The 22,109-nt window shown below is 63.3% G+C and carries 20 protein-coding genes; 9 read left to right on the top strand and 11 right to left on the bottom strand.

Features of this window, described 5'->3' with window-relative positions; genetic code table 11:
• Nucleotides 1–180: 180 nt before the first annotated feature.
• Complete coding sequence (locus tag SFC76_RS19125) at nt 181–1,620, bottom strand: MFS transporter (protein WP_322851009.1); 1,440 nt, start codon at nt 1,618–1,620, stop codon at nt 181–183.
• A 139-nt stretch (nt 1,621–1,759) separates the two neighbouring features.
• Between SFC76_RS19125 and SFC76_RS19130 the strand changes: the two genes are divergently transcribed.
• On the top strand, nt 1,760–2,017 hold the full coding sequence (locus SFC76_RS19130) for a hypothetical protein (protein WP_322851010.1): 258 nt from the start codon (nt 1,760–1,762) through the stop codon (nt 2,015–2,017).
• A 210-nt stretch (nt 2,018–2,227) separates the two neighbouring features.
• Here SFC76_RS19130 and SFC76_RS19135 read toward each other — a convergent pair whose 3' ends face one another.
• Both SFC76_RS19135 and SFC76_RS19610 read right to left on the bottom strand, forming a co-directional pair.
• The gene (locus tag SFC76_RS19135) at nt 2,228–3,031 is read right to left on the bottom strand and encodes an IS110 family transposase (protein ID WP_322851011.1); all 804 of its coding nucleotides are present in this window, start codon (nt 3,029–3,031) and stop codon (nt 2,228–2,230) included.
• Nucleotides 3,032–3,165: 134 nt separating this feature from the next.
• Complete coding sequence (locus SFC76_RS19610) at nt 3,166–3,423, bottom strand: DUF6894 family protein (protein ID WP_416222451.1); 258 nt, start codon at nt 3,421–3,423, stop codon at nt 3,166–3,168.
• A 139-nt stretch (nt 3,424–3,562) separates the two neighbouring features.
• Here SFC76_RS19610 and SFC76_RS19140 point away from each other — a divergent pair, with 139 nt between their 5' ends.
• Nucleotides 3,563–3,805 (top strand): hypothetical protein, encoded by a 243-nt coding sequence (locus SFC76_RS19140; RefSeq protein ID WP_322851012.1) that lies wholly within the window; start codon nt 3,563–3,565, stop codon nt 3,803–3,805.
• A gap of 81 nt (nt 3,806–3,886) precedes the next feature.
• Nucleotides 3,887–4,282 carry a hypothetical protein gene (locus tag SFC76_RS19145; RefSeq protein ID WP_322851013.1) on the top strand — a complete coding sequence of 132 codons (396 nt, stop codon included), beginning with the start codon at nt 3,887–3,889 and terminating at the stop codon, nt 4,280–4,282.
• A 34-nt stretch (nt 4,283–4,316) separates the two neighbouring features.
• On the opposite strand, the gene SFC76_RS19150 is transcribed toward SFC76_RS19145, so the two are convergent.
• Nucleotides 4,317–4,943 (bottom strand): SOS response-associated peptidase family protein, encoded by a 627-nt coding sequence (locus SFC76_RS19150; protein WP_322851014.1) that lies wholly within the window; start codon nt 4,941–4,943, stop codon nt 4,317–4,319.
• A 506-nt stretch (nt 4,944–5,449) separates the two neighbouring features.
• On the opposite strand from SFC76_RS19150, the gene SFC76_RS19155 reads away from it, so the two are divergent.
• Nucleotides 5,450–6,487 (top strand): methyl-accepting chemotaxis protein, encoded by a 1,038-nt coding sequence (locus SFC76_RS19155; protein ID WP_322851015.1) that lies wholly within the window; start codon nt 5,450–5,452, stop codon nt 6,485–6,487.
• 180 nt (nt 6,488–6,667) lie between these two features.
• Nucleotides 6,668–6,862, top strand: a complete 195-nt coding sequence (locus SFC76_RS19160; RefSeq protein ID WP_052075559.1) for a hypothetical protein — start codon at nt 6,668–6,670, stop codon at nt 6,860–6,862.
• Between the two features lie 198 nt (nt 6,863–7,060).
• Here the strand turns inward: SFC76_RS19160 and SFC76_RS19165 are convergent, their stop codons facing one another.
• The 6 genes from SFC76_RS19165 to SFC76_RS19190 all read right to left on the bottom strand — a co-directional run bounded on the left by SFC76_RS19165 (nt 7,061) and on the right by SFC76_RS19190 (nt 16,265).
• Complete coding sequence (locus tag SFC76_RS19165) at nt 7,061–7,678, bottom strand: energy transducer TonB (protein WP_322851016.1); 618 nt, start codon at nt 7,676–7,678, stop codon at nt 7,061–7,063.
• Between the two features lie 310 nt (nt 7,679–7,988).
• The gene (locus SFC76_RS19170; protein ID WP_322851017.1) at nt 7,989–9,542 is read right to left on the bottom strand and encodes a recombinase family protein; all 1,554 of its coding nucleotides are present in this window, start codon (nt 9,540–9,542) and stop codon (nt 7,989–7,991) included.
• Nucleotides 9,543–10,269: 727 nt separating this feature from the next.
• Nucleotides 10,270–13,467, bottom strand: coding sequence for a CusA/CzcA family heavy metal efflux RND transporter (locus tag SFC76_RS19175; RefSeq protein ID WP_322851018.1), 3,198 nt, complete (start codon nt 13,465–13,467; stop codon nt 10,270–10,272).
• Between the two features lie 3 nt (nt 13,468–13,470).
• Nucleotides 13,471–14,619 (bottom strand): efflux RND transporter periplasmic adaptor subunit, encoded by a 1,149-nt coding sequence (locus tag SFC76_RS19180; protein WP_322851019.1) that lies wholly within the window; start codon nt 14,617–14,619, stop codon nt 13,471–13,473.
• Entirely contained in the window at nt 14,616–15,878 is a 1,263-nt protein-coding gene (locus SFC76_RS19185) for a TolC family protein (protein WP_322851020.1), read from the bottom strand. The genes SFC76_RS19180 and SFC76_RS19185 overlap by 4 nt, the downstream gene beginning before the upstream one ends.
• 57 nt (nt 15,879–15,935) lie before the next feature.
• Entirely contained in the window at nt 15,936–16,265 is a 330-nt protein-coding gene (locus SFC76_RS19190) for a hypothetical protein (protein WP_322851021.1), read from the bottom strand.
• Between the two features lie 199 nt (nt 16,266–16,464).
• Between SFC76_RS19190 and SFC76_RS19195 the strand changes: the two genes are divergently transcribed.
• Nucleotides 16,465–17,166, top strand: coding sequence for a hypothetical protein (locus SFC76_RS19195; RefSeq protein ID WP_322851022.1), 702 nt, complete (start codon nt 16,465–16,467; stop codon nt 17,164–17,166).
• A gap of 113 nt (nt 17,167–17,279) precedes the next feature.
• On the opposite strand, the gene SFC76_RS19200 is transcribed toward SFC76_RS19195, so the two are convergent.
• Entirely contained in the window at nt 17,280–17,759 is a 480-nt protein-coding gene (locus SFC76_RS19200; RefSeq protein ID WP_322851023.1) for a MarR family winged helix-turn-helix transcriptional regulator, read from the bottom strand.
• A 212-nt stretch (nt 17,760–17,971) separates the two neighbouring features.
• Here SFC76_RS19200 and SFC76_RS19205 point away from each other — a divergent pair, with 212 nt between their 5' ends.
• The 3 genes from SFC76_RS19205 to SFC76_RS19215 are packed head-to-tail and all read left to right on the top strand — an operon-like array spanning nt 17,972 to nt 22,090.
• The gene (locus SFC76_RS19205) at nt 17,972–19,117 is read left to right on the top strand and encodes an HlyD family secretion protein (protein WP_322851024.1); all 1,146 of its coding nucleotides are present in this window, start codon (nt 17,972–17,974) and stop codon (nt 19,115–19,117) included.
• Nucleotides 19,114–20,631 (top strand): DHA2 family efflux MFS transporter permease subunit, encoded by a 1,518-nt coding sequence (locus tag SFC76_RS19210; RefSeq protein WP_322851025.1) that lies wholly within the window; start codon nt 19,114–19,116, stop codon nt 20,629–20,631. The genes SFC76_RS19205 and SFC76_RS19210 overlap by 4 nt, the downstream gene beginning before the upstream one ends.
• A 4-nt stretch (nt 20,632–20,635) precedes the next feature.
• Nucleotides 20,636–22,090, top strand: coding sequence for an efflux transporter outer membrane subunit (locus SFC76_RS19215; RefSeq protein ID WP_322851026.1), 1,455 nt, complete (start codon nt 20,636–20,638; stop codon nt 22,088–22,090).
• Nucleotides 22,091–22,109: the final 19 nt, after the last annotated feature.

The raw sequence follows: 22,109 nt of genomic DNA on the forward strand, positions 1-22,109 counted from the left end.
ACGGACGTTCGAGCTCCCTTTCCTGCCTCCCAATTGCAGCCATTCGTTAATCTGGTTGAACGGCAGCTAAGTAGGCCCAAATCAGGCACCGGCGCAGCGGGTCAGGATAGCAGACAGTGCGCTTTCAAAGAGGGAAGCGCCGATAGGCGACGCTCCGCACGGCCTATGTTCTGCCGGCAGCTAAGCCTCCGCTTCTAGCTCACGTAAGCTGCGGCCGCGCGTCTCTCTACCTGAGCGTCCGATCAGTACCGCTGACAGCGTCATTGGTATGATCAGCGCAACTGCCGCGCCCCCCATCGTCGGGATCAGCCCAGCGAAGGCTCCTAGCTGGACAGCAACGCCACCAAATTTGCTACTGCCCGCGATCAGCCCGGTGGCACGTCCACGGACGCGTAACGCGTAGTTTTCGGCTGCATAGGGAAGTAGCACGGCGATCAATCCGTTTGTGCCAACCACCAGCAGCGCGATCACAGCGATCAGCAGTGGTGGCCAAGCCAGCGTAGGCGCCGGCAGTAGGGCTCCAGCAAGCCCGGCAAGTGTGAGAAGCACAGTGCCGATCAGGGTGCGCTTGCTGCTCCACCGGCTGTAAAGGAAGGCCGCGATCATGATCGTGGGCAGGGCAACGAGTGCTGAGCTGGCGATGATGCCGCTCGCAATCTCAGCACTAAAGCCTCGATCCTGGAGATCGGAAGGCAGCCATAGCAGCAAGCCGAAGTTGACGAAGCTCCAAGACAGGGCCGTGATCACCAGGGCGATGGTCAACTCGCGGTGGTGAGCCGCTGCGCTGCCAGCGTCGGCTGGCGCTGCTTGTGGAGCACGCCTGACGATGCCGAACTTGAGAGCCATGTCAGCCAGCTCCGCGTTCATGCCACGTTCCATCAGAAAGCGCGGGGATTCCGGAATCCACCTTGCCATCGCAAGCAGCAACAAACCGGTGGGAAAGCCCTGCAGCCACAAGCTACGCCAGCCGAACAGAGGCTCGAACAGATGCGCGGCACCGCTAGCTGCCAGGTAGCCGCCGACCAGTCCCGTACCGCCAACCAGCACAAGGACCCAACTTCTGTGTCGCGGAGGCATGATCTCAGCCAACAGCGTGTAGACGACAGGCAGCATGCCGCCAGCCGAGCACCCCATCAGAAAGCACATGACTAGGTTCCAGCTGTAGGAAGGCATAGCTCCGCAGATGGAGGTCGAGACGAACAGGATCGTGGACAACAGGATCGACACGCGCCGACCGTAAATGTCTGCAAGCCACCCCCACAGGAAGGAGCCGACCGTGGTTCCGGTTAGGGCAACGAACGGCAGCAGAGCAACGGTAGACTTTGCAAGACCGTACTCCCCACGCATACCGGGAAGCACAAAGCCGAGCGTTGCTGGCTTCATCGTGTCGATAATCAGGCCGAGGGTAAGCACCAGCAGAACGGCCGCATGCGAGCGCGTCAGAGGGGTATCATCGGGCGCTTCAAATGCGGCGCCAGCGCCTGCCCTGTGATCAGGCCGTTTCTTGGGTAAAGCGCCAAATATAGCAGCCGGCACGCCGATGCCGATCAGCGCCATGCCCATGTACATCCATCCGTCCATAGGCATACCCGACAGGTGATTGCCCATCGTATGGGCCATCGCGAGCATCGGTAAGTGAAGGGCAACCCCAACGCTGATTGCCGCACAGCCTGTCCAGAAGAGCGGCCAGCGCTCTCCGACAACCGAGTTTCCGCGGCTTCTTCTGCCGTTCGCCATCCATTCACCCCCACCAGGAGCGGTGGCATACGCCGCACGGTTCGCCTGCTGCAAGCCGAGCACCCGCTGCCGGGGCACTGATCCGGCTGATGGCCTGCCGAATGGCGGCTTTCGAGCGATCGGATCGCCAAACCTGAGCGTCTGGCTCACGGTGCAATTGCCGGAACCGTCGACTTACGAGACCCACGAGTGGACATTTAGCCCACCCTTCCCGCTCCCCAACTTCGGACGCTTGTTCATCGTCGCGAACGACCAGCTTGCGACCCTGGCCATCCACTGACGAATGTCGTGATCTGGGGGCAACTGTGTTGGTCACTTAAGGGCGATAGGCTGTCGTTTACGGATTATGGCGTTGAGGATGACGAGGAGTTGTCTTGCGACAGCGATGAGGATGGTCTTGGGGGCCTTGCCCTTGGCACGCATCCTGTCGCGCATGGCGGTAAGGACGGGGACGCGCCGGGAGGCGTTCAGGGCGGCGATGTAGAGAGCTTCACGGACCTTTCGCCGTCCGCCCCATATGCGTCTGGCGCCGCGCCATGTTCCGTTTTCGCGGGCATGGGGGAGCAAGGCCGGCGAGCGAGGCGATTTTGCGGCGGCACAGGGTGCCGAATTCCGGCAGCTCGCCGAGCAGGGTGGCAAGGACGGTGGGACCGATACCGGGCACGACGGTCAGCAGCCGGGCCTGTTCGGCCAGGGTTTGGTCTTCGGCGATGAAGGCTGCGATCTGGCGGTCGAGCACGGCGATCTGCCGGCTGAGCAGGTCGATCATGGTTTCGATGGCCTGTGCGATCTCAGGCTGGCCGGCGCTGTGACGATGCAGTTTTTCGGCTTTGCGCATATCGACCAACTGCCTGCGACGGCGCAGGAAATCGGCGAGGCGCGTGCGGGCCGGGCTGAGCGGGATGGTGGCGGGCAGGTCCAGCGCCGCCCCCATCTGCGCCAGCACGCGGGCATCGACGCGATCGGTCTTGGCCAGAGTGCCGGTGGCCCGGGCGAACTCGCGGGCCTGACGGGGATTGACGCGCGAGAAGGGATGGCCGCGCGCTGCCAGGGCGGCGATCAGTTCCCCGTCGCAGCCGCTGGTCGCTTCGAAGACGATGCGGACATCGTGATCGAGCGTGTCCAGCCATGTGACAATGGCATCGGGAATAACGGCCCCCGTCCGCTTCGCGCTGCGCACGTTGTGGACGCATTGCTCCGAGCGGTGGCCGCTGGTGACGTTCTGGGACTCGTCGCAGCAGTCGAACGAGATAGGCCGATCGCAAGGTGTGACGGCGGCGTTCAACGGCATCATCCGGCAGCTTCGGCGATCGGGTGCATGGACTGACGAGGTACGGACATAACAAAGGGAACCGAGGCCCCCCTTTTGCGATCACCGAGGCGTTCCCGGTCAGCCTAGCGGACGATGAGGGAGCCGATGAACCCGGTCTAATTGGTCCGGCCTTCGAGCCCCCTGCTAGCTGCCGTTGACTGCCCATCAAGATGGATCTCCCACATGATCAATCCTTTCTCGTCGGTGACGGTAACACTCCACGGGCGAGATCCCCAAAAGATCTCCGGCGCATCCTGCATCATCTGACCACAGGTTTGAATCGCTGCCTTTCGAGCCTCGGCATATGATCCATACTCGGCGCCGTCCGTGTCTGTGTGGCGAGCGTCGGTCTGTGTGTGGAAGAAAAAGCGCACTGTCTGCTCCGTCGTGTGACGCGGTGGAAGTTGGAGAAGAAACCACCTCGTTTTTCAATCGATCCGACCCGATCAACCCGATCGCTCGCTGGTGCGCGCTGCGAAGCAATTATTAAGGTGGCGCGCAGATGCTGAGGCAATGGCGACTCACATCCACACGCCCGACGAACTTGGCGACCTGCTGACGACGCTGCTGGCCGGTGTTGCGGGTGGAACGAAGGAATCCTGGGCGGCAAAGGTTGGCGTCGTCGAGAAGCTGCCTATTGCGATGAACGTTCGTTCGAACTGGCAGGTCACGCCGTCGGGAAAAGCCGCCGACAAGAAGGCCATCGGCCAGACGGTCGACATCGTTCGTGCGCAGCACCCTTACGTCACAGGATAGTTAGCCCGGCCGGGTCCGATGTGGCTGGCAGACCGTTGAGCGTTACCAGTGCGTCGATGCGCGCGGACACGGAGCCAGGATATGTCACTGAAGGATCTCATTGATGGCGCTGCCAGCGCTGCTGGTCCCGTTGCTGCGGTCGCCGCTGATCCGGTCGATCCGGCCGCAGAGCGATCAGCGTTGCTCGACAAGCTACATCAGGCTCGAACCGCGTTTGACATGAACCAGTCCACACAGTCCGGCGGGCAGTGGCTCGCCGCTGACGACGCTGGACGCGTGGCATTCACACCTACTCGTCCCGATGGCCAGCCCATGGTCATAGGCGGGCAGGCGGTGACGTTCTGGCAGGTCACAGAACTTCCGGCGGTGCTTGATGCGTTCGAAGCGGCAATCAACGCCGGTGAACTCGACCCGCAGCTTACAGGCTCGACCCCCGCCGGACATTCCTTACCCCTGGAGCGCCTTTCGCCGCGGTGAGCGGCGATTGTTTCTCGCCTTGCTTCCGTGAGCGTTAGCGCTGCGATCGTGTCGGAAACACCGGCCCCCGCACGGTCATCTTGTCCGCCGGATACGGCTGCTGGAGCGCGACAACGTCGTCATAGCTGCCACGCAGCCACCGATCCCAATCCGCCTCATGCAGGATGGTGATCATCGCTTTGGGGTGAATAGGCGCGACCAACTCGTTTGGATTGCAGGTCACCATCGTGAACCCCGATCCCATCGCTGTCTGTTGCCAGAACCCGGCGACGGCAAACACTGGCTGATCCGGCACGTCGAACCACATCTCGCCTTTGATCGCCGGTCCATCGCCAACCCTGTGCTTGTCGGGCGTCCATTCGCAGAACTCGGTGAGCGGAATGAGGCAGCGATTATGCGGTTCCGCCGCTAAGCGGCGCCATTGTGGCAAGCCGAGGTTGCGGACGTTAGTCATCGGCCACGCAGCGCCCCCGCCAAGGACATCCCACAGCATGAGGTCTACGGCACGGCGGCCGCTCTCCTCGCGGATGATGAACGCCTTGCTCTTCGGAAACAGCTCGACCGGGTCCTTGTTCGGCCGGGTTACGTTCTGCGCCCAGCTCGCCCCGAAGCGCTCGAACAGCGTCTCTGGCTGGCTCGACAGGCGGGCGCGGTTGCACATGCAATCAGCCTATACCTTCACGCCTCGAGATCGTCATCGTCGTTGGCGAAAGTCTGACCTGCGCCACGAGCGACCAATATCGCGGTGAGCTGCTTCTTGATGCTCATCCCGGAGATATGGCTCAGGACGTTCGCATGTCCCTCCCGCAACAGCCGCTCGCGAATGTCGTTTACCGAATGGCAGGCACCCGCTCGGGCTAGCTGAAAGGCACGCTCGATTGTGCTGAGCTCAGAGCCTTCGCTCACTGAGTTCTGCCGTAATGTGAGTCGATCTTCGTTGTCATTTGCGCAGCGTGGCGATTCAGTGCCCCTCTGGCAAGCCGACCGCGCGAGAGGCGCGCCGCACTTTACAACCCGCTTTTGGATGGGCTCCGTCCGTGTCAGGCTGGAAACGCCCGCGGCTTCGTAGCCGGGCTATCGGCGTCTTCCCTGGCTAACCCAAGTTGCCGGCTAACGGTGATTTAACGATCAAGCAGTAGGTTCTTCCAGTCTTCCTGAAAGTCGATCATGCCCCGTCGGATCCGCTCATTGTTGCAGTCACTCAGCAACGAAGTCACTGCGCACGCGACGAAGGCAGAGGCAATAGCCGGACAAACCAACCTATTAGCACTTAACGCCACTATAGAGGCTGCGCGCGCGGGCGATGCAGGCCGGGGTTTCTCCGTTGTCGCTCAGGAAGTGAAAAGCCTGGCAGGCGTCGCCCGGTCATCGGCCACCAAGTTCCGCGACGAAGTCCTCGAATACCTTCATCACGGCTCCGCGATTGCGGATGAACTGGCGCGAGACATCGAGGGTGGGCGCCTAACAGATCTGGCACAATCGATAGCTGACACCCTTGCTCGGACGCTTTACGACCGATCAATTGATATTCGCATGCTTGCGACAGACTACAGCGTTTGCGAGGCCTTACTGCTCGATCGATCATCGGCGCGGGCGGAAGCGCGAGCATTGAGCAGGCTCCGCAAGTTGCTCGAATGCTCGCCCTATTTTCTAAATGCCTTTGTGGTGGACGCAGAGGGCGACGTTGCCGTGTGCGCACACGACAACGCCGCCGTCAAAGGTGTCAACTTCAAAGGGTACGTACAGTATCAGCGTGTCATGTCTGCCCCGCCAGAAGTCGACTGGATTACCGACGAGGTTTGGAAGAACCCTTGGTCTCACGGCCGTTGCGTCTTGGTGTATGTCGCACCTGTACGCGTTGACGGAACGACGATTGGCGCGTGTTATTTGGAATATGACTTCGAAGGGCAAGCTGCCAGTATCATGAACGTCGTCAATCGAACCGCCCGCGACGCGATAGCGTCAATTGTAGATGCGCAGAACCGGGTAGTCGCGACGACAGGCGCATACCGTTATCATACCCCCTATTCTTACAAAGCTGCCGATGGATCGGGAGAATTGATGGATGGGTTGAACTTGGCGCAGGCGGCGGTGAGAGCCGAGCATGAAATAAGCGGCCTTGATCTGCGCTGCGTCATCGAAGAGCATGTCGACACCGAGGAGCAGATCGCACGGACGCTTCAGGAGCGCGCACGGTCGAGTTGATGACTAAGCCAGCAGTGTATCACGTCGACACGGTAATCAGAAACAGGCGAGGCCCTGGCCGCAATAGAAATGGAATTGCTCCGTCCCCGTCACTAGAATGGAGTTTGGGCCAGACCCGATTGACGCAGCCTTGGCGCGGATGCAGCTTGAACGTCCCGATAATCGAATGGAGGATGTTTCATGCGCAAACATGTGTTCGCTGCAATCAGTGTCGGCCTTCTCGCTACCGCCGCACCATCGGTCGCGGCACCCTGCCGCGATGCCAAGGGGAAGTTCATCAAATGCCCGGACAAGGCCCCGACGAAAGCGATCCGTTGTAAATCAGCCAATGGTAAGTTCGCGAAGTGCGGCACAGCTGGTGCAAAGCCGGTCTGACGAATGGGTTGAGCTGATCGGTTTTCAGCGACGGGCATCAATTAGGATGAAGGGTGACATACCGTGGCGGTGCCCGTCGCGCCTAGGGCTAAGGATCAGCGTGTTGGTTGACGCTGCGGAGCGGGGCGGCAGAACAGCGGCGTAGGCGACAGGCACCGCAGACTACCCGCCACCTGGCAAACGTCACCTCGGCAACGTTCAGCGTCGGTCTGTCGGGGGCGCGATGTCGAACGCCACGGTTTGAGTTCGCACCACACGCCAGGCGTTGCCTACTTTGTCGCGAGCGGGTGCAAATACGTATCGTGCGGACATCGCTTGGCATGCGGCAACGTCAAACGCGGGGAAGCCGCTGGATACTAGAGGCGCACATTTCTCAATGTAGCCTTTGACATCAACGATGTACCGCAGCGTCATCGATATGCTTTTCTGATTGCCTGGTAGCTTTGCCACATAGAGCGTTACGTCGGCGGGATATGTGTCCGGCTTTTTGCCGTGCAGCGTCCAGGCGACACCAAATCGATAAATCCCCGCGATCGGCGCGCCGGCCTCATCATTCGCGGCCTTGAACTTGCCACGATGCATCGCAGCAGCGCACGTCTGTCCGTCAAGATCTGGCGCTCCGCTGGAAACGACGACGTAGCAGACTTTCGGCCGTCCAGATTTGTCGACGAATATGTCTGCTTGGGTCAGCCCTGACGCCTCTGCGAAAATCGCCACGTCAGGATACTCGACGCCGGTCAACCAGTCCGCCTGATTGACAGGACTGGGCGGAGCAAAGTCCAGCTCACTGGCAATGGCGACTAAAATCCAGAGCACAGATTAGCCCCCCCCCCCAATTCCGCGATGTGATTGTGCCAAGGCAAGGGACTGACGGCAATATCCTGAAGCTCGGCCTACGACATGCACCGGATACGGCCTACCTACGCCAGAAACAAAAGAGCGACGACGAACGCGGCTGCGAACGGGAGGAAGACGGTAGATTTTGCTGGCACGCCGTGTCGGCTATCGGAACATCGCGCTCCGCGCAAAGCCTGCTGGCGTGAACTGCGAGCTATCGCCAACAAACCGGATCAGCTTCACCCCTTCAGGCCGACAAACGTTGTCACCGGTATAGGATGAGAGGTGCCTACCATGACAGGACTACGTCGCAGTCGGTATGGATTTGCCCTAGGCAGTTGCGTGTATCGACAACCGCTACGGAAAAAGTCTTTTTGAGCCACCTGTTGAGTTCACGCCTTTCGGCCGGCGACGAGATGCCATCATCAATCGCAGCTAGAATTTTGCTCTTTTGAGCACTATCCAAGGCAAGCTTCGTTACACCATAATCTAAGAGGTAATCTAGCCGATCTTCTGCTTTCGCCAATACGAGATAGCCATTGTAGCTGATGCCTCCACCGTCGGTGATAGCGTTGGCCTGCACCGCTTTTTGCGCCTCATAAAGGTCTAAGATCGCAGCGAGTATCGCCTTCTTCTCGTGATGATAAACGGCTTTCGGCTCGATCGTGCGCAGCCAAACACGCAACGCTTTGAGGAATTTACCCTCATGCAGGCTGTAATCAACCTCTGGGGAGGTGCATTGATACTTTACTAACGCTGCTTGGCATCGAAGCACCGGCGTACCATTTGCACCGAAGGCTTGGTAACGAACCACGGCGCCGCATTCCGCGCAGCGCATTAGGTCGGCTAGGATGCTATTGCGAGCAACACTGCCACCTCGTCGACGCTTACGTAAAATCTCTTGTACCGCTAAAAACCTGTCTGGTTTTATCACTTGCGGGAAATATCCGGCGATCAACCTCGCTGGCCGTGCGTATCGAGCGTGCGTATCGTCATTCGCGACAAATAGGGGAAGCACACCGGTCACGCGGGGGTTTCGCAACAGGGTGGACACGGTAGGACCACTCCACTGGTGATCGCCCCGCCATCTCCGAACCCCGCTTTCATTAAGCGCTTTTGCAATCTCGGCGGCAGATTGCCCTTTCAACGCTGCCGCAAATACCTGCTTCAGTAACGCTGCCCTGCCTTCATGCGGAGCGATCTTCTTTGTAGCAGCATCCACTACAAGCCAGTCAGGGACATGGCTGGTGATGAGGTCCCCTTTAGGCGTCTCGCGCTTCCTCTTCCACGCCTCGCAAGCACGCACCGACTTCATTGCGCTTTCTTCATTAGCTCGGGCGAAGACGATCAATGCATATAGAAGGGAGATAGGCTCTTTCGCCAACGTTTCCGTCGAATAAATGCGACGATCTACCAACGATACAACATTAATCCCGGCCAGTATCAATTGGGATAACAGACTTTGTGCCATAAGTATGTGGGCACGGCTTAGCCTATCAAGGCACTCTATAAGCAAAAAGCTACCACTTGGCACATGCTCGCTCTGCACAGCTTGTAGAAATTTGGCTAGCGCTCCGGTCTCAGCGTTCTTTCCACGAAAGCCAGACACGCCAAGATCTCGTATTGTGAGGCTTTCGTCGAGATGCAGATCGTGCGCTTTAGCATACTCCGTAGCCATTAAATGCTGGCGGGTAATGCTATCGCCCGACCACTGCGCCGGACTGCTGAAGCGCTGATACGAATAGGCGATGGGACGCGCTGCGGTAGTTGGGTCGCCCATACGATCCTTCGATGCTGCAAAGGCATTATGCCGGATCACACCGTCATTCCCAAGCTCTTGCATTTTGTCCGTTTCGGACTATGCGGCATTTGTGAGACAGGATGATGATGCCCAGCTTGCTGTACGCAGAGCCGAGAGTGAACGACAGAAGCTGCAAAGGCGAGACGAAATCTTCCGTCCATTCCCGTTGGATCACGGTGCATGGAACATTCTCCTCTTTGCGTTCGTGACACAGGGTAGCCGGTTTTCGGTCGGGGATGCTTGCGCCCATAGCGGCTTGCCAAGAACTACCGCTCTACGGCGTATCAGTGAGCTAGAGGCCGCAGGTTTGATGAGTCGACAGACAAACGACTTTGACCGGCGCGTTGATTGGCCAGCCCTCACACCCTTGGCGTTAGATTTGCTAACGACGTATTTCAAAGCAGATTGAGAAAACCATTGGCTTGTCGCTATGCCTGATCTACGGCGTCCAACCTGTGGCAACATGACGAAGCTTACACACCGTTCCAGAAAGGCTTTGAGCCTCCTGCCGTCAATGCGCGACAGCTTCAACTGAAAGCGAATAGATGGTCCACAACCCAACTTTTTTTGCCGTTCTATGGCACCTGAGCCAATAGCAGCTTCGAAGCGGGTACGAGCGCCTCCGGGTGGCCGGGTTTAGGCAAAGGATGACGCTCAAGCAACGACGCTAAATGTTTTGAGTTGGTTGAGAGCCGCCTTGCCCGGGCGGAGCTGACCCAATCCTGGACATTCAGCGTATCCTACGTACACCCCAACTACCGACGTTCGTTCAGCTAGCGGACTCGTGTTTGTTCTGCCCTCGCCACCCGCCGAAGCGGGCGTAGAGCGTTGGCAGGACGAACAGGGTCAGCAGCGTCGCCGAGATGAGCCCGCCGATGACGACCGTCGCCAGCGGTTTCTGCACCTCCGCACCCGCGCCGTGGCCGAGCGCCATGGGCACGAAGCCGAGGCTGGCAACGAGCGCGGTCATGGCGACCGGTCGCAGGCGGGCCAGCGCCCCGTCATGGGCGGCCTGCACCCGGTCCATGCCACGCTCCATCAGATCGTGGATCGAAGACACCATCACGAGCCCGTTGAGCACCGCGATCCCCGACAGTGCAATGAACCCGACAGCCGCCGAGACCGAGAACGGCATGCTGCGCAGCGTCAGCGCCAGCACGCCCCCGACCAGCGCCAGCGGCACGCCGGTGAAGACGATCACCGCATCCCGCACCGACCCGAGCGCTCCGTAGAGCAGCAGCATGATGACGGCAAAGCAGAATGGCACGACGAGCAGCAGCCGGTGACGTGCCGAGGCGAGGTTCTCGAACTGCCCGCCCCATTCGACATACGTTTCCGGCGGCATCTTCACCTGCGCGTCGATGGCCGCACGCGCGTCCGCCACCACGCCTGACACGTCCCGGTCGCGCACGTTCGCCTGCACGACGACGCGGCGCTTGCCGTTCTCGCGGCTGATCTGGTTCAGCCCGTTGACGACCGCGAGGTCGGCGACGGTGGACAGCGGCACGAAGCCGCCGGCGGAGGTCGGTACCGGCACCTGAGCCACCTCGGTCAGGTCTGATCTCGACGCCTCGGACAGGCGGATGACGACAGGGAAGCGGCGATCGCCCTCGAAGATCACGCCCGCCTCGCGGCCACCGATCGCGGCGGCGACTGTGTCCTGAACGTCGCCGGCGGTGACGCCGATCCGCGACATCGCCATGCGGTTGGGGCGGATGTCCAGCATCGGCAGCCCCTCTGTCTGCTCGACCCGCACATCGACGGCGCCGCGCGTCTTGCGCAGGATGTCGGCGATGCGGTCGGCCGCGTCGTTCATGCCGCCGAAGTCGTCGCCGAACACCTTCACCGCGATGTCGCCGCGGACGCCTGCGATCAGCTCGTTGAAGCGCATCTGGATCGGCTGGGTGATCTCGTAGGCGTTCCCGGGCAGGGTCGAGAGCTTCTTCTCCATCTGCTCGACCAGCTCCTCCTTGCTGAGGCCAGGGTCGGGCCACTCGGCACGCGGCTTCAGGATGACGAAGGTATCGGTGGCATTGGGCGGCATCGGGTCGGACGCGATCTCCGACGTCCCGGTGCGGGAGAAGGCGAAGCGCACCTCGGGCTGACGTGCGAGCATTTTCTCGACCTGGAACTGCATCGCCTGGCTCTGATCGACCGATGTCCCCGGGATGCGGACCGCCTGCACAAGGATGTTGCCCTCGTCGAGCTGCGGCAGGAACTCCTGTCCGAGCGTCGTGAACGCGACACCGGCGAGTGCCAGCGCACCCATCGCGACGCCCAGGGTGACGCTCGGCCGCCCCATCGCCTTGCCGAGACCCGGCTCGTAGCGGCGGCGCAGCCAGCCGACGATCCGGCTCTCCTTCTCGTCGACCGGTCGGCTGAGCCAGATGGCGATGGCAGCTGGCACGAAGGTCATCGACAGGATAAAGGCGAAGACGAGCGCGATGATGACCGTCAGCGCCATCGGCTCGAACATCTTGCCCTCCACACCGGTGAAGGTGAGCAACGGTGCGTAGACAAGGATGATGATCGCCTGACCGTAGACGGACGGGCGGATCATCTCACGGGCCGATGCCGCAACCAGATCGAGGCGTTGCCGGAGCGGCAGCGGCTCGGCTCGGCCGTGCTGCGCGTCGCCAAGCCGCCGCAGCGCGTTCTCGACGATGATGACAGCGCCGTCGACGATCAGCCCAAAGTCGAGCGCGCCGAGGCTCATCAGATTGGCCGAGACGCCTGCGCGGAGCATGCCGACGCTGGTCAGCAGCATCGTGATCGGGATGACCAGCGCGGCGATCAGCGCCGCGCGGAAGTTGCCGAGCAGCGCGAACAGCACGACGATGACGAGCAGCGCCCCCTCCGCCAGGTTGCGCGCGACGGTGGCGATGGTCGAGTTGACCAGCTCGGTGCGGTTGAGCACCGGCTTGACCACGACGTCGACGGGCAGCGCGCGGCCGATCTCCTTTAGCCGCTCGCCGACCCCGGTGGAGACGGTGCGGCTGTTCTCGCCGATTCGCATGACGGCGGTGCCGACGACGACCTCGTGGCCGTTCTCGGAGGCGGAACCCATGCGCAATGCCTGGCCCGTGCGGACGGTGGCGATCTGGCTCAGCAGGATGGGCACGCTCTCGCGCGTGGCGATCACGGTCCGCGCCAGTTCGTCGGCGTTGCGCACGCGCCCATCCGCTCGAACGGCGAGCCCTTCGCCGTTGCGGTTGACGACGCCAGCCCCGGCGCTTGTGTTGTTGCGCTCGAGCGCTGTCGCGAGATCCTGAAGCGTGATCTTCATCGCCGCCATGCGCTGGATGTCGGGCACGACCAGATACTGCTTGGTGTAGCCGCCCAGACTGTCGACGCCGGCCAGCCCAGCGCTGCTCTTCAGCTGCGGCGTGACGATCCAGTCCTGAACGGTGCGCAGGTAGGTCGCCTTGTCGGCGGCATTGACGAGGTGGTCACCCTCCGGCGTGATGTAGCTGCCATCCTTCTGCAGGCCGGGCTCGCCATTGCGATGGTTGACCTGGTCGAGCTCGCGATATTCCACCGTCCACATGAAGATGTCGCCGAGCCCAGTGGCGATCGGCCCCATCTCCGGGTTCACGCCCTCGGGCAGGCTCTCCTCCGCCGTGCGTAGCCGCTCGGCGACCTGCGACCTCGCGAAGTAGATGTCGGTCTTCTCATCGAAGACCGCGGTGATCTGGGCGAAACCGTTGCGACTGAGCGAGCGGGTGTGTTCGAGGCCGGGAATGCCGGCGAGCGCGGTCTCGACGGTGAAGGCGACCTGCTTCTCGATCTGGTCGGGCGATAGTGCAGGCGCGACGACGTTGATCTGCACCTGGTTGTTGGTGATGTCGGGCACGGCGTCGATCGGCAGCCGCTGGATGGCGAACACCCCGGCGAATGCCGCGGCGACGGTCAGCAGCAGGACGAGCCAGCGCTTCTCGACGGCGATGGTGACGATACGGGCGAGCATGACCTAGTCCTCGTCCTTCGCTTCGCCCTTGCCGAGTTCGGCCTTGAGCGTGAACGAGTTGGTCGATGCGATGCGCTCCTCGCCGGTCAGGCCGGCGGTGACGCTGACCGAACCGCCGTTGGTGCTGCCGAGCGTTACGGGTGTCACCTTGAAGCCCGACGGCGTGCGGACGAACACATGCGGCTTGTCGCCGATCATCTGCACCGCGGCGGAAGGCACGGCGATGCTGCGATCGCCGGTGGCCGGCAACAACACCGACACGCTGACATTCTCGCCGACGCGCCATGTGCCGCCTGCGTTGTCGATGCTGGCGATCACCGGCACTAGGCGGGTGGTCTCGTCGAGGATCGGCGAGACGAAGGTCACGCTGCCTTCCTGACGCCGTCCTGCCGACGTGACCTCGACGCGCGCACCAGGCGCGACGCGCCGGGCATCTGCCGGCACCAGCGACATCGTCACCGACACATTGGCGAGGTTCGCGACCCGGAAGATCTCGGCGTCGGCGGCGATCTGTTGACCGAGCGTGGCTGAGCGGGCGATCACCTGACCCGAGATGGGCGACCGGACGGTGATGCGGTTGAGGGCGCCACCGCCGCCACCGGTGGCCGACAGCTGTTGACGGGCGAGACGCAGCGCGATGTTTGCCTCGGTCGCGGCGGTGCGGGCGGCGACGAGGTCCTGCTCGGGCGACACGCGTTCCGCGAACAGGCGCTGCTCACGTCGGAGGTTCGACTGCGCCAGCGCGGATCGGGCGCTCGCCGCTTCCACCTCGGCGTTGAGGCTTGCGGCCTCCCGGCTCTCGATGATGGCGAGCGTATCGCCGCGCCGGACCGGCTGGCCGAGATTGCGCGTCAGAGAGACGAGGCGGCCGCCGATGGCGGCCGAGACCACCTGCACGCCCTGCGGGTCGCCCTCGATGGTCGCAGGAAGCTCGATCGCACCCGCGACGCCGCCAACGGTCGGGCGGGTAACCTCGATGCCTGCGTCGGCGATCTGCTGCGCAGAAAGCGTAGCGGCCACCGGATCGCCGGTGGCGGCTTCCTTGATCTCCCCTGCCTCGCCGGCGTTCTCCGTTGGCTCCGCCGAGCGGCCGCAGCCGGAGACGGCGAGGGCCAGAACGGCCGGCATGGCGACCTTCATGATGCGGTTCATCGTTGATCGTCCTTGAGATGCGGCGCGGCGGCGGTCAGCCGTTCCAGGCGTGCCTGCGCATCGTGATGAGCGGCCAGCGCGTCGATCGCGGCCGTGCGGGTTTCGAGCAGCGTGCGTTCGGCGTCGAGCAGATCGAGTTGCCCGAACTTGCCTTCGCGGTAGCCGATGCGGGCGATGCGGGCGGCCTCGGTCGCGGCGGCAAGCGCCGGTCCAGCGGCGTTGCGCGCCGTGGTCGCGGCGTTCTCGGCATCGGCCTGCGCTGTCGCGACGTCCTGCTCGGCGTCAAGCAGCGCGGCGCGCCTCTGTGCATCCGACTGCTCGCGCTGCGCCTCCGCCACCGCGATGCTGGCGCGCCCGTTGTTGAAGACGTTGAGGGGGATGGAGACGCCGAACACCGCGGCGACGTCATTGGTCTGCTCCAGCCGCCGCGCGCTGGCGCTGACCGTCAGGTCGGGCACCCGCTGGCTGCGTGCCAGACGCACCTGCGCGCTCGCCGTGTCGAGGTCGGCGCCCGCCGCTGCGACCGTCAGGGTCCCGGAAGTCGCCATCGGTCGCATCGTGCCAGCCGAAGGCACCGCATCGAACCAGCTGCGATCGAGCTGTCCCACCGGCATGCCGAGCAGCCGGGCGAGATTGCCGGAAGCAGCCTCGGCCGACCGTCGCGTTCGTTCGAGCGCCCCTTCCGCAGAAATGCGAGCGACGTCCGCGCGCTGCTCCTCGAGCGGCGATGCGCGGCCGGCCCGCACCCGCACGCGGGCGGCACGCAGCACTTCGGCCGCGATGTCTACCTGATCCTCCGCGATGATGACCCGACGCTGGGCGGCGGCGGCGGCGTTGTAGGTCTGTGTCACCCGCAGCCGCAGGTCGGCGCGAGCGATCTCGGCCTGGAGACCGGCACGTCCGATCTGCGCCTCGGCGACGGCGATGCGGGCGCCGCGCTTGCCGCCGAGCTCCAGCGGCAGCGCGAGGCCGAGCGTCGTCTCCGACGATCTGAGCCCCTGATAGATGCCGGTGCCCGCGACGTTCTCCGCCTCTCCGACGATGGACGGATTGGGCCGAAGGGCGGCGACGCGGCGCTGCGCTTCGGCGGCACGGATGCCGGCCGCTGCCGCATCCTGGAATGACGACAACGCGCCCGCCCTGTCGAGCGCCTCGGCGAGCGTGAGTACCGGCACCGGGGCGGCGGTCCGGACGGTCTGGGCCTGCAGCGACGATGCGCAGGCTCCTGCGGCCAGGACGGCCGCGATGATGCGATGCATGGAATGCTCCTGACGGTAGTGACACGGGCCCGCGTTGGCGCGCGCCCGATCGACGCGTCAGGCCTGCGGAGGTCGGAGGGCCGCTTCGATGACCTGCCCACTCAGCGCACGGCTGAGATCAGCTGGCGGCAAGGTCGATGCCGCGAGGATCGGGGCCGCCGTCGTCTCAACGATCGGCGTGTTCACGTGGTGCTCGTGGCAGCTCGCATGATGGTGCGGATAGCCCTTGTCGGCATCCGCCGGGACCTCGTCGCCGTCACCTGGAGCATGGGCGGCCATCTCGGTCCTGCTCATCTCGACGCCGCCTGCTTCCGCAGCATGCGCCATGCCGGCCCATGTCGTGAGGACCAGCATCAGGCACGCCAGGAAGGGCACGAGCTTGCGCATACGTTCCCTTATCATTGAGCAGGCGCGACGTAACCCTACTTGCACGATCTGCAGGAGACCGGTCAGAGGACCCATATCCGGTCATTTGACGTGGCTTTGATGCTGCTCAGCAACGGACATTTGTTCAGGACTACCCGCCTCGACATAACGGCCGCCAGACCTGATACCTGCGGGGCAGTCTAAACCTGGAGCCTGAGCCATGTTTAAGATCGACCCGTCTCGTGCGATTGGCGCCTATGCCGCCGTAATGACCGCGATTGCCGGCTACGCCGTTATCGGTGCCGCGACCGCCCCTCCAGCGAGGTTCGACACTATCGACGTGCGGCGGATTAATGTCCGCGAGGACGATGGCACCCTTCGGATGATCATCGCCGGACGCGACAACATCGGCGGCATTGTCATCGGCAAAAACGAGTATCCGCATCCGAGCCGCGCGGAGGCAGGCATGATCTTCTTCAATGACGAGGGGGCAGAGAATGGCGGTCTGGTGTTCAACGGCAAGATCGTCGCCGGAAAGCCCGTCAATGCCGGCAGCCTGACGTTCGATCGCTGGCACCAGGATCAGACCATACAGATGACGTCGGAGGAGGACGGCGCACGCCGCCACGCGGCCTTCATCGTCAATGACCGACCCGATGAGCCGATGCGTTTCGATCAAATCGGCAGGTTGGGGACCATGAAGGCCGGCGCGGCTAAAGACGCGGCGGTTCGCCAAGCTAACATGGTCGGCACGCAGCGGGTCTACCTCGGGAGCGCAGCTGATCGTAGCGCCGAGTTATCGCTTCGCGATGCCAACGGCCGGAAGCGCCTTGTGCTTCGTGTTGAGCCCGCCGGTGCCGCTTCGGTTACCTTCCTTGACGAAAAAGGCCACGCGGTTAGCCGTGTAGCTCCAGGAAGCTGACGCCGAGACCCAGAACCGGTCATTCTGGCCCTCCTGCCCGCATCCCGCTTTCTGACATTCGTTCATATTGACTTCGGGCTATCAGCCAGAAGCGGACTATTATTCAAATGGTATTATGAAATTGGGTTGAGGGCTTCAATTACCTCGTCAAGCAACGCTGTCAATAATTGCATCTTCTCTGGCGGCAGACTTACGCTGGCATAATGATCCTCGCAGCCAGCGAGCAAGCCGAGACGGGCAACCATTGGTTCGGCCGCCTCGGTTGCGTAAAGCCGCTTAACCCGCCGGTCGCCGGGATCGCTACGCCGCTCAACCCATTGTAGCGCCTCCAGCCGATCGAGCGTCTGGCCCATCGCCACAGGCCCAATCTCCAGCTTTTCCGCCATTTCCTTCTGCGTCCATCCAGGGTGGAGCCAGATCGCGCCGAGTGCGCGCCATTGCGCCTGTGTTAACGCCTCGCCGTCGGCTAGCGCCATCGCGCGCGCGCGCTCGTCGAACCGCTTGCGCAACTGCCTCTGAATCAATGAGATTTGGGACGCGAAGCTGCGCTGGCCGGCATCGGCGTTTGGCGAGGCACCTTCGGGAGCGGTCATCGGTACTCCTCATAAGCGTCGAAGTCGCGCGGCATCGGCCTTTACCCCTCGCTGTGCCATTGTGTCTGCGCTTCGTACGCATGGCACTAAAGGTCAATGTAGCTTATCTGTAAGGCGCCTCATAATCAGGTTGCTTTCAATTCTGAAGAGGTCCACCCGCGCTGAAGTTAATCGAGATCATTGGAGGCGAGTCTCCGGATCCGTGAGGTATCATGAGCCTGGACGACCGCTCCAATAATCGACCCGATTTAACCGCGCTGGAAAATGCGCCGCCGATCACTGATCCCGCCCCCGTCGTAGAAGCCGCCAATCCGCCACGGACGCGGCGCAGTCGGTTGCGCTTGCCGCTGCTGCTCGCTGCGCCGATTGTCGCCCTTGCGGTCGGCCTGTTCTTCTATCTGAGCGGCGGGCGTTATCAGAATACCGACAACGGTTATATCCAGGCGGGGCTGGTGCCGGTCGCCGCCAGCGTCAGCGGGCCGGTCGTCGCGGTAATGGTCCACAACAACCAGCGCGTCCGAACCGGTGATGTGCTGTTCCGCATCGATCCAGCCCCCTTTGAAGCTGCGGTCGACGAAGCCGCGGCGGAACTCGCCAACGCACGCGCCCAAGTTTCGTCACTGCGGGCCAACTATCGCGAGGGTGAAGCCGGCCTTGCTGCCGCCCGTGCGCGGCTGGCTTATGCAGGCCGTGAGGCGGCGCGACAGAAGTCATTGCTCGCCGAGGGTATCTCGTCGCAAAATCAGTACGATCAGGCGGTACTTGCCGCGCAGACCGCGCGCCAGCAGATCCAGACCTCGGTCCAGCAAAATGCCGGCGTCGCCGCGACGCTGACCGGCAGCGTCGACGCGCCGACGGCGGCGCAGCCGGCTGTGCAGCGCGCCGAGGCGGCGCTGGAACGCGCCCGCCTCAATCTCGGCTATACGGTGGTCCGCGCCGCACAGGACGGCATCGTCACCAAGGTCGATCAGTTGCAGCGCGGCAGCTACGTCACCGCCGCCAAGCCGGTGTTCACGCTCGCCGGCACGCGCTTGTGGGTCGAGGGCAATTTCAAGGAAGACCAGCTCAACCATATGCGCGTTGGTCAGCGTGCGACCTTCCACGTCGACGCCTTCCCCGATCTAGAGCTGACCGGGCGGCTGACCAGCTTCAGCCCCGGCACCGGCAACAGCTTCGCGTTGCTGCCGGCGGAGAATGCGACAGGCAATTGGGTCAAGGTCGTCCAGCGCCTGCCGGTCGAGTTCAGCATCGACCGCCTGCCGCAGGGCGTGCCGCTGCACGCCGGACTCAGCGTCGAGGTCCAGGTCGACACCGGCCACCGCCGCCATCTATTCGGCGGTGACGCCGCGCCGCGATGACCGGCGCCTATCCGGACCCGGTGTCGCGGCGTTTCATCACCGCCGCGGTGATGGCAGCGACGGTGATGAACTCGCTCGACAGCACGATCGCCAACGTCGCGCTGCCGCATATTCAAGGCAGCGTCTCTGCCTCGGGTGAAGAGATCACCTGGGTACTCACTTCGTATATCGTCGCAGCGGCGATCATGACGCCGCTAACCGGCTGGCTAGCCGGACGGTTCGGACGCAAGCGGCTGATGTTGTGGTCGATCGTCGGCTTCACCGCAGTGTCTGGTCTGTGCGGCATTGCCAACAGTCTCGGCGAGCTGGTCGGCTTCCGCCTTTTGCAGGGGGTGTTCGGCGCGGCGCTGGTGCCGATGAGCCAGGCGATCCTGCTCGACATCAACCCACCCGAACGCCACGGACCGGCGATGGCGGTCTGGGGAATGGGCGCGATCCTCGGCCCCATCATCGGCCCGGCGCTCGGCGGCTGGCTGACCGACAATTTGTCGTGGCGCTGGGTCTTCTACATCAACCTGCCGATCGGCGCGCTCGCCTTTGCCGGTTTGTCGGGATTCCTTACCGAGACCAAAGACGCAGCACGGCCGCGGCTAGACCTGTTCGGCTTCGCGATGCTGGCGCTGGCGATCGGCTCGATCCAGCTGATGCTCGACCGCGGCCAGACGAAGGATTGGTTCAGCTCGACAGAGATCTGCCTCGAGGCAGCGCTTGGCCTGTTCTTCGGCTATCTGTTCGTCGTCCACACGCTCACCGCGCGGCGCCCGTTCATCGACATCGGCATGTTCAAGGACCGCAACTTCCTGACCGGATCGATCTTTGGCTTCTTCCTCGGCACCGTGCTGTTCGGCGTGCTCGCGCTGCTGCCGACGATGCTGGAGACGCTGATGGGCTATCCGGTGGTGCTGACCGGGCTGGTCACCGCGCCGCGCGGCATCGGCACGTTGATCTCGATGATCGTCGTCGGCCGGCTGATCAAGACGGTCGACGCACGCATCCTAATCTTCATCGGCTTCGCCATTGCGGCCTATTCGCTGCACATCATGTCGGGCTTCACGCTCGGCATGAACGAGCGCCTGGTCATCGTCTCGGGCTTCGTCCAGGGCATCGGCACCGGGCTCGTCTTCGTACCGCTGACCACGATCGCCTTTGCCACGCTCGACGCGCGCTACCGCAACGAGGGCGCGGCGATGTTCACGCTGACCCGCAACATCGGCTCGGCAGTCGGCATCTCGATGCTGCAGGCGCTGACGATCCGCAACGGCGCGACCGTGCACGCAAGGCTGGTCGAAGGCGTGCGGCCGGACAATCCACTGCTGCCCTCCTCGTTCGACTTCAACGCGCCGGCGTCGGTCGCCATGCTCAACGCGCAGATCACGCGCCAGGCGGCGATGGTCTCCTATGTCGACGCTTTCTGGCTGCTGTTCATCCTCACCCTCGCCGTCATCCCGTTGCTGCTGCTGATGCGCCGCCCCCGCGCCGGTGGTGGCGACGGCCCGACGATCCACATGGACTGATCCGATGCGTGCTTTCCCGCTCATCCTCACCGCCGCGCTCGCTGGCTGCACCGTCGGCCCGAACTTCGCGCGGCCGCAGGCCCCAGCCGCGGCCGGCTACCAGACCGCGGGCGAGACGGTGCCGCCGCGCGTTGCCTTCGGTGACGGGCCGGAGCAGCGCTGGTGGACAGCCTTCGGCTCACCGCAGCTCGATGGGCTCGTCGATCAGGCGATTGCGCACAATCGCAGCCTCGCTGCGAGCAACGCGACGCTCGCCGCCAGCCGCGACGAGGTTCGTGCCGTCGCCGGCCGCCGCCTGCCGCAAGTCGACGCCAATGCGCGTGCCGACCAGCAGCAGGTCAACCTCGCCGCATTCGGATTTTCAGGCAACAACCCGCTCGCCCCCGGCGGCAATCCGGAATTCAACCTCTACACCGTCGGCGGTGGCATCAGCTACGACCTCGACCTGTTCGGCGGCCTGCGCCGCAGCGTCGAGCAGAGCGCGGCAGAGGCCGAGGCGCAGCAGCGCCAGACCGAGGCGGCGCACCTGTCGATCGCCGGACAGGTGGTCAATCAGGTGCTGACCATCGCTGCGCTGAACGCGCAGATCGCGACCGCCCGCGCTCTGCTCGCCGATGACCAGCGCAACGTCGACCTGACTCAGAAACGCCGCACCGGCGGCGAAGGCACGTTGGTCGAGGTGCTCAACGCGCAGAGCCAATATGCTGCCGACCGTGGCGACCTGCCGCAGCTCGACCAGCAACTGGCGGAGGCACGGCACCTGCTCGCGACCCTGATCGGTACCACCCCTGACGCGCTGCCGCCGACCGACATCGCGCTCGACCGACTGACGCTGCCGACGACGATCCCGGTCGCACTGCCCTCGGCGCTGGTCCACCGCCGCCCCGACATCCTTCAGGCGGAGGCGCAGCTCCACGCCGCCACGGCGGCGATCGGCGTCGCCACTGCACGCCTCTATCCTGACATCACGCTTGGCGCGACGCTGACGCAGGGCGCGCCGGCGGTCGGCGACCTCGTCAAGAACGCCTTTCGCGGCTACGACCTGTTCGCAGGCCTGACAGCGCCGGTCTTCCATGGCGGGACTTTAAAGGCGCAGCGCGCGGCGGCGATGGATCGCGCGCGCGCCAGCCATGCGAGCTACGAACAGACCGTGCTGGTAGCATTCAACCAGGTTGCCGATCTGCTCTCGGCGATGCAGAACGACACCCGCTCGGTCGCCGACCAGCAGGCGTCCGTTACAGTTGCCGAGCGCTCGCGCCATCTGTCGCGGCGAAGCTTCGAGGTCGGCAATTCAGGCATCTTGCAGGTGCTGGAGACTGAACGCCTCTACCAGCGCGCCAGCAACGGCCTTGTGGTCGCGCGGACACGGCAATTCCTCAACGTTGCACGCCTATACGTCGCGACCGCGGGAGGATGGCTCCCTAAACCGGTCGACGGCAGTGAAGGCGTTCGCTTCTAATAAAGGCAGCATGCCTCTT

It is taken from the genome of Sphingomonas sp. CD22, assembly GCF_034556155.1.
In the GTDB taxonomy this organism is placed as follows: Bacteria; Pseudomonadota; Alphaproteobacteria; order Sphingomonadales; family Sphingomonadaceae; genus Sphingomonas.

What these genes read in the sequence shown, in the direction of transcription:
- SFC76_RS19125 (WP_322851009.1), bottom strand. Translation starts at nt 1,620, where the DNA reads ATGGCCCATACGATGGGCAATCACCTGTCGGGTATGCCTATGGACGGA.
- SFC76_RS19135 (WP_322851011.1), bottom strand. Translation starts at nt 3,031, where the DNA reads ATGATGCCGTTGAACGCCGCCGTCACACCTTGCGATCGGCCTATCTCG.
- SFC76_RS19140 (WP_322851012.1), top strand. Translation starts at nt 3,563, where the DNA reads ATGGCGACTCACATCCACACGCCCGACGAACTTGGCGACCTGCTGACG.
- SFC76_RS19145 (WP_322851013.1), top strand. Translation starts at nt 3,887, where the DNA reads ATGTCACTGAAGGATCTCATTGATGGCGCTGCCAGCGCTGCTGGTCCC.
- SFC76_RS19150 (WP_322851014.1), bottom strand. Translation starts at nt 4,943, where the DNA reads ATGTGCAACCGCGCCCGCCTGTCGAGCCAGCCAGAGACGCTGTTCGAG.
- SFC76_RS19155 (WP_322851015.1), top strand. Translation starts at nt 5,450, where the DNA reads ATGCCCCGTCGGATCCGCTCATTGTTGCAGTCACTCAGCAACGAAGTC.
- SFC76_RS19160 (WP_052075559.1), top strand. Translation starts at nt 6,668, where the DNA reads ATGCGCAAACATGTGTTCGCTGCAATCAGTGTCGGCCTTCTCGCTACC.
- SFC76_RS19170 (WP_322851017.1), bottom strand. Translation starts at nt 9,542, where the DNA reads ATGCAAGAGCTTGGGAATGACGGTGTGATCCGGCATAATGCCTTTGCA.
- SFC76_RS19175 (WP_322851018.1), bottom strand. Translation starts at nt 13,467, where the DNA reads ATGCTCGCCCGTATCGTCACCATCGCCGTCGAGAAGCGCTGGCTCGTC.
- SFC76_RS19180 (WP_322851019.1), bottom strand. Translation starts at nt 14,619, where the DNA reads ATGAACCGCATCATGAAGGTCGCCATGCCGGCCGTTCTGGCCCTCGCC.
- SFC76_RS19185 (WP_322851020.1), bottom strand. Translation starts at nt 15,878, where the DNA reads ATGCATCGCATCATCGCGGCCGTCCTGGCCGCAGGAGCCTGCGCATCG.
- SFC76_RS19190 (WP_322851021.1), bottom strand. Translation starts at nt 16,265, where the DNA reads ATGCGCAAGCTCGTGCCCTTCCTGGCGTGCCTGATGCTGGTCCTCACG.
- SFC76_RS19195 (WP_322851022.1), top strand. Translation starts at nt 16,465, where the DNA reads ATGTTTAAGATCGACCCGTCTCGTGCGATTGGCGCCTATGCCGCCGTA.
- SFC76_RS19200 (WP_322851023.1), bottom strand. Translation starts at nt 17,759, where the DNA reads ATGACCGCTCCCGAAGGTGCCTCGCCAAACGCCGATGCCGGCCAGCGC.
- SFC76_RS19205 (WP_322851024.1), top strand. Translation starts at nt 17,972, where the DNA reads ATGAGCCTGGACGACCGCTCCAATAATCGACCCGATTTAACCGCGCTG.
- SFC76_RS19210 (WP_322851025.1), top strand. Translation starts at nt 19,114, where the DNA reads ATGACCGGCGCCTATCCGGACCCGGTGTCGCGGCGTTTCATCACCGCC.
- SFC76_RS19215 (WP_322851026.1), top strand. Translation starts at nt 20,636, where the DNA reads ATGCGTGCTTTCCCGCTCATCCTCACCGCCGCGCTCGCTGGCTGCACC.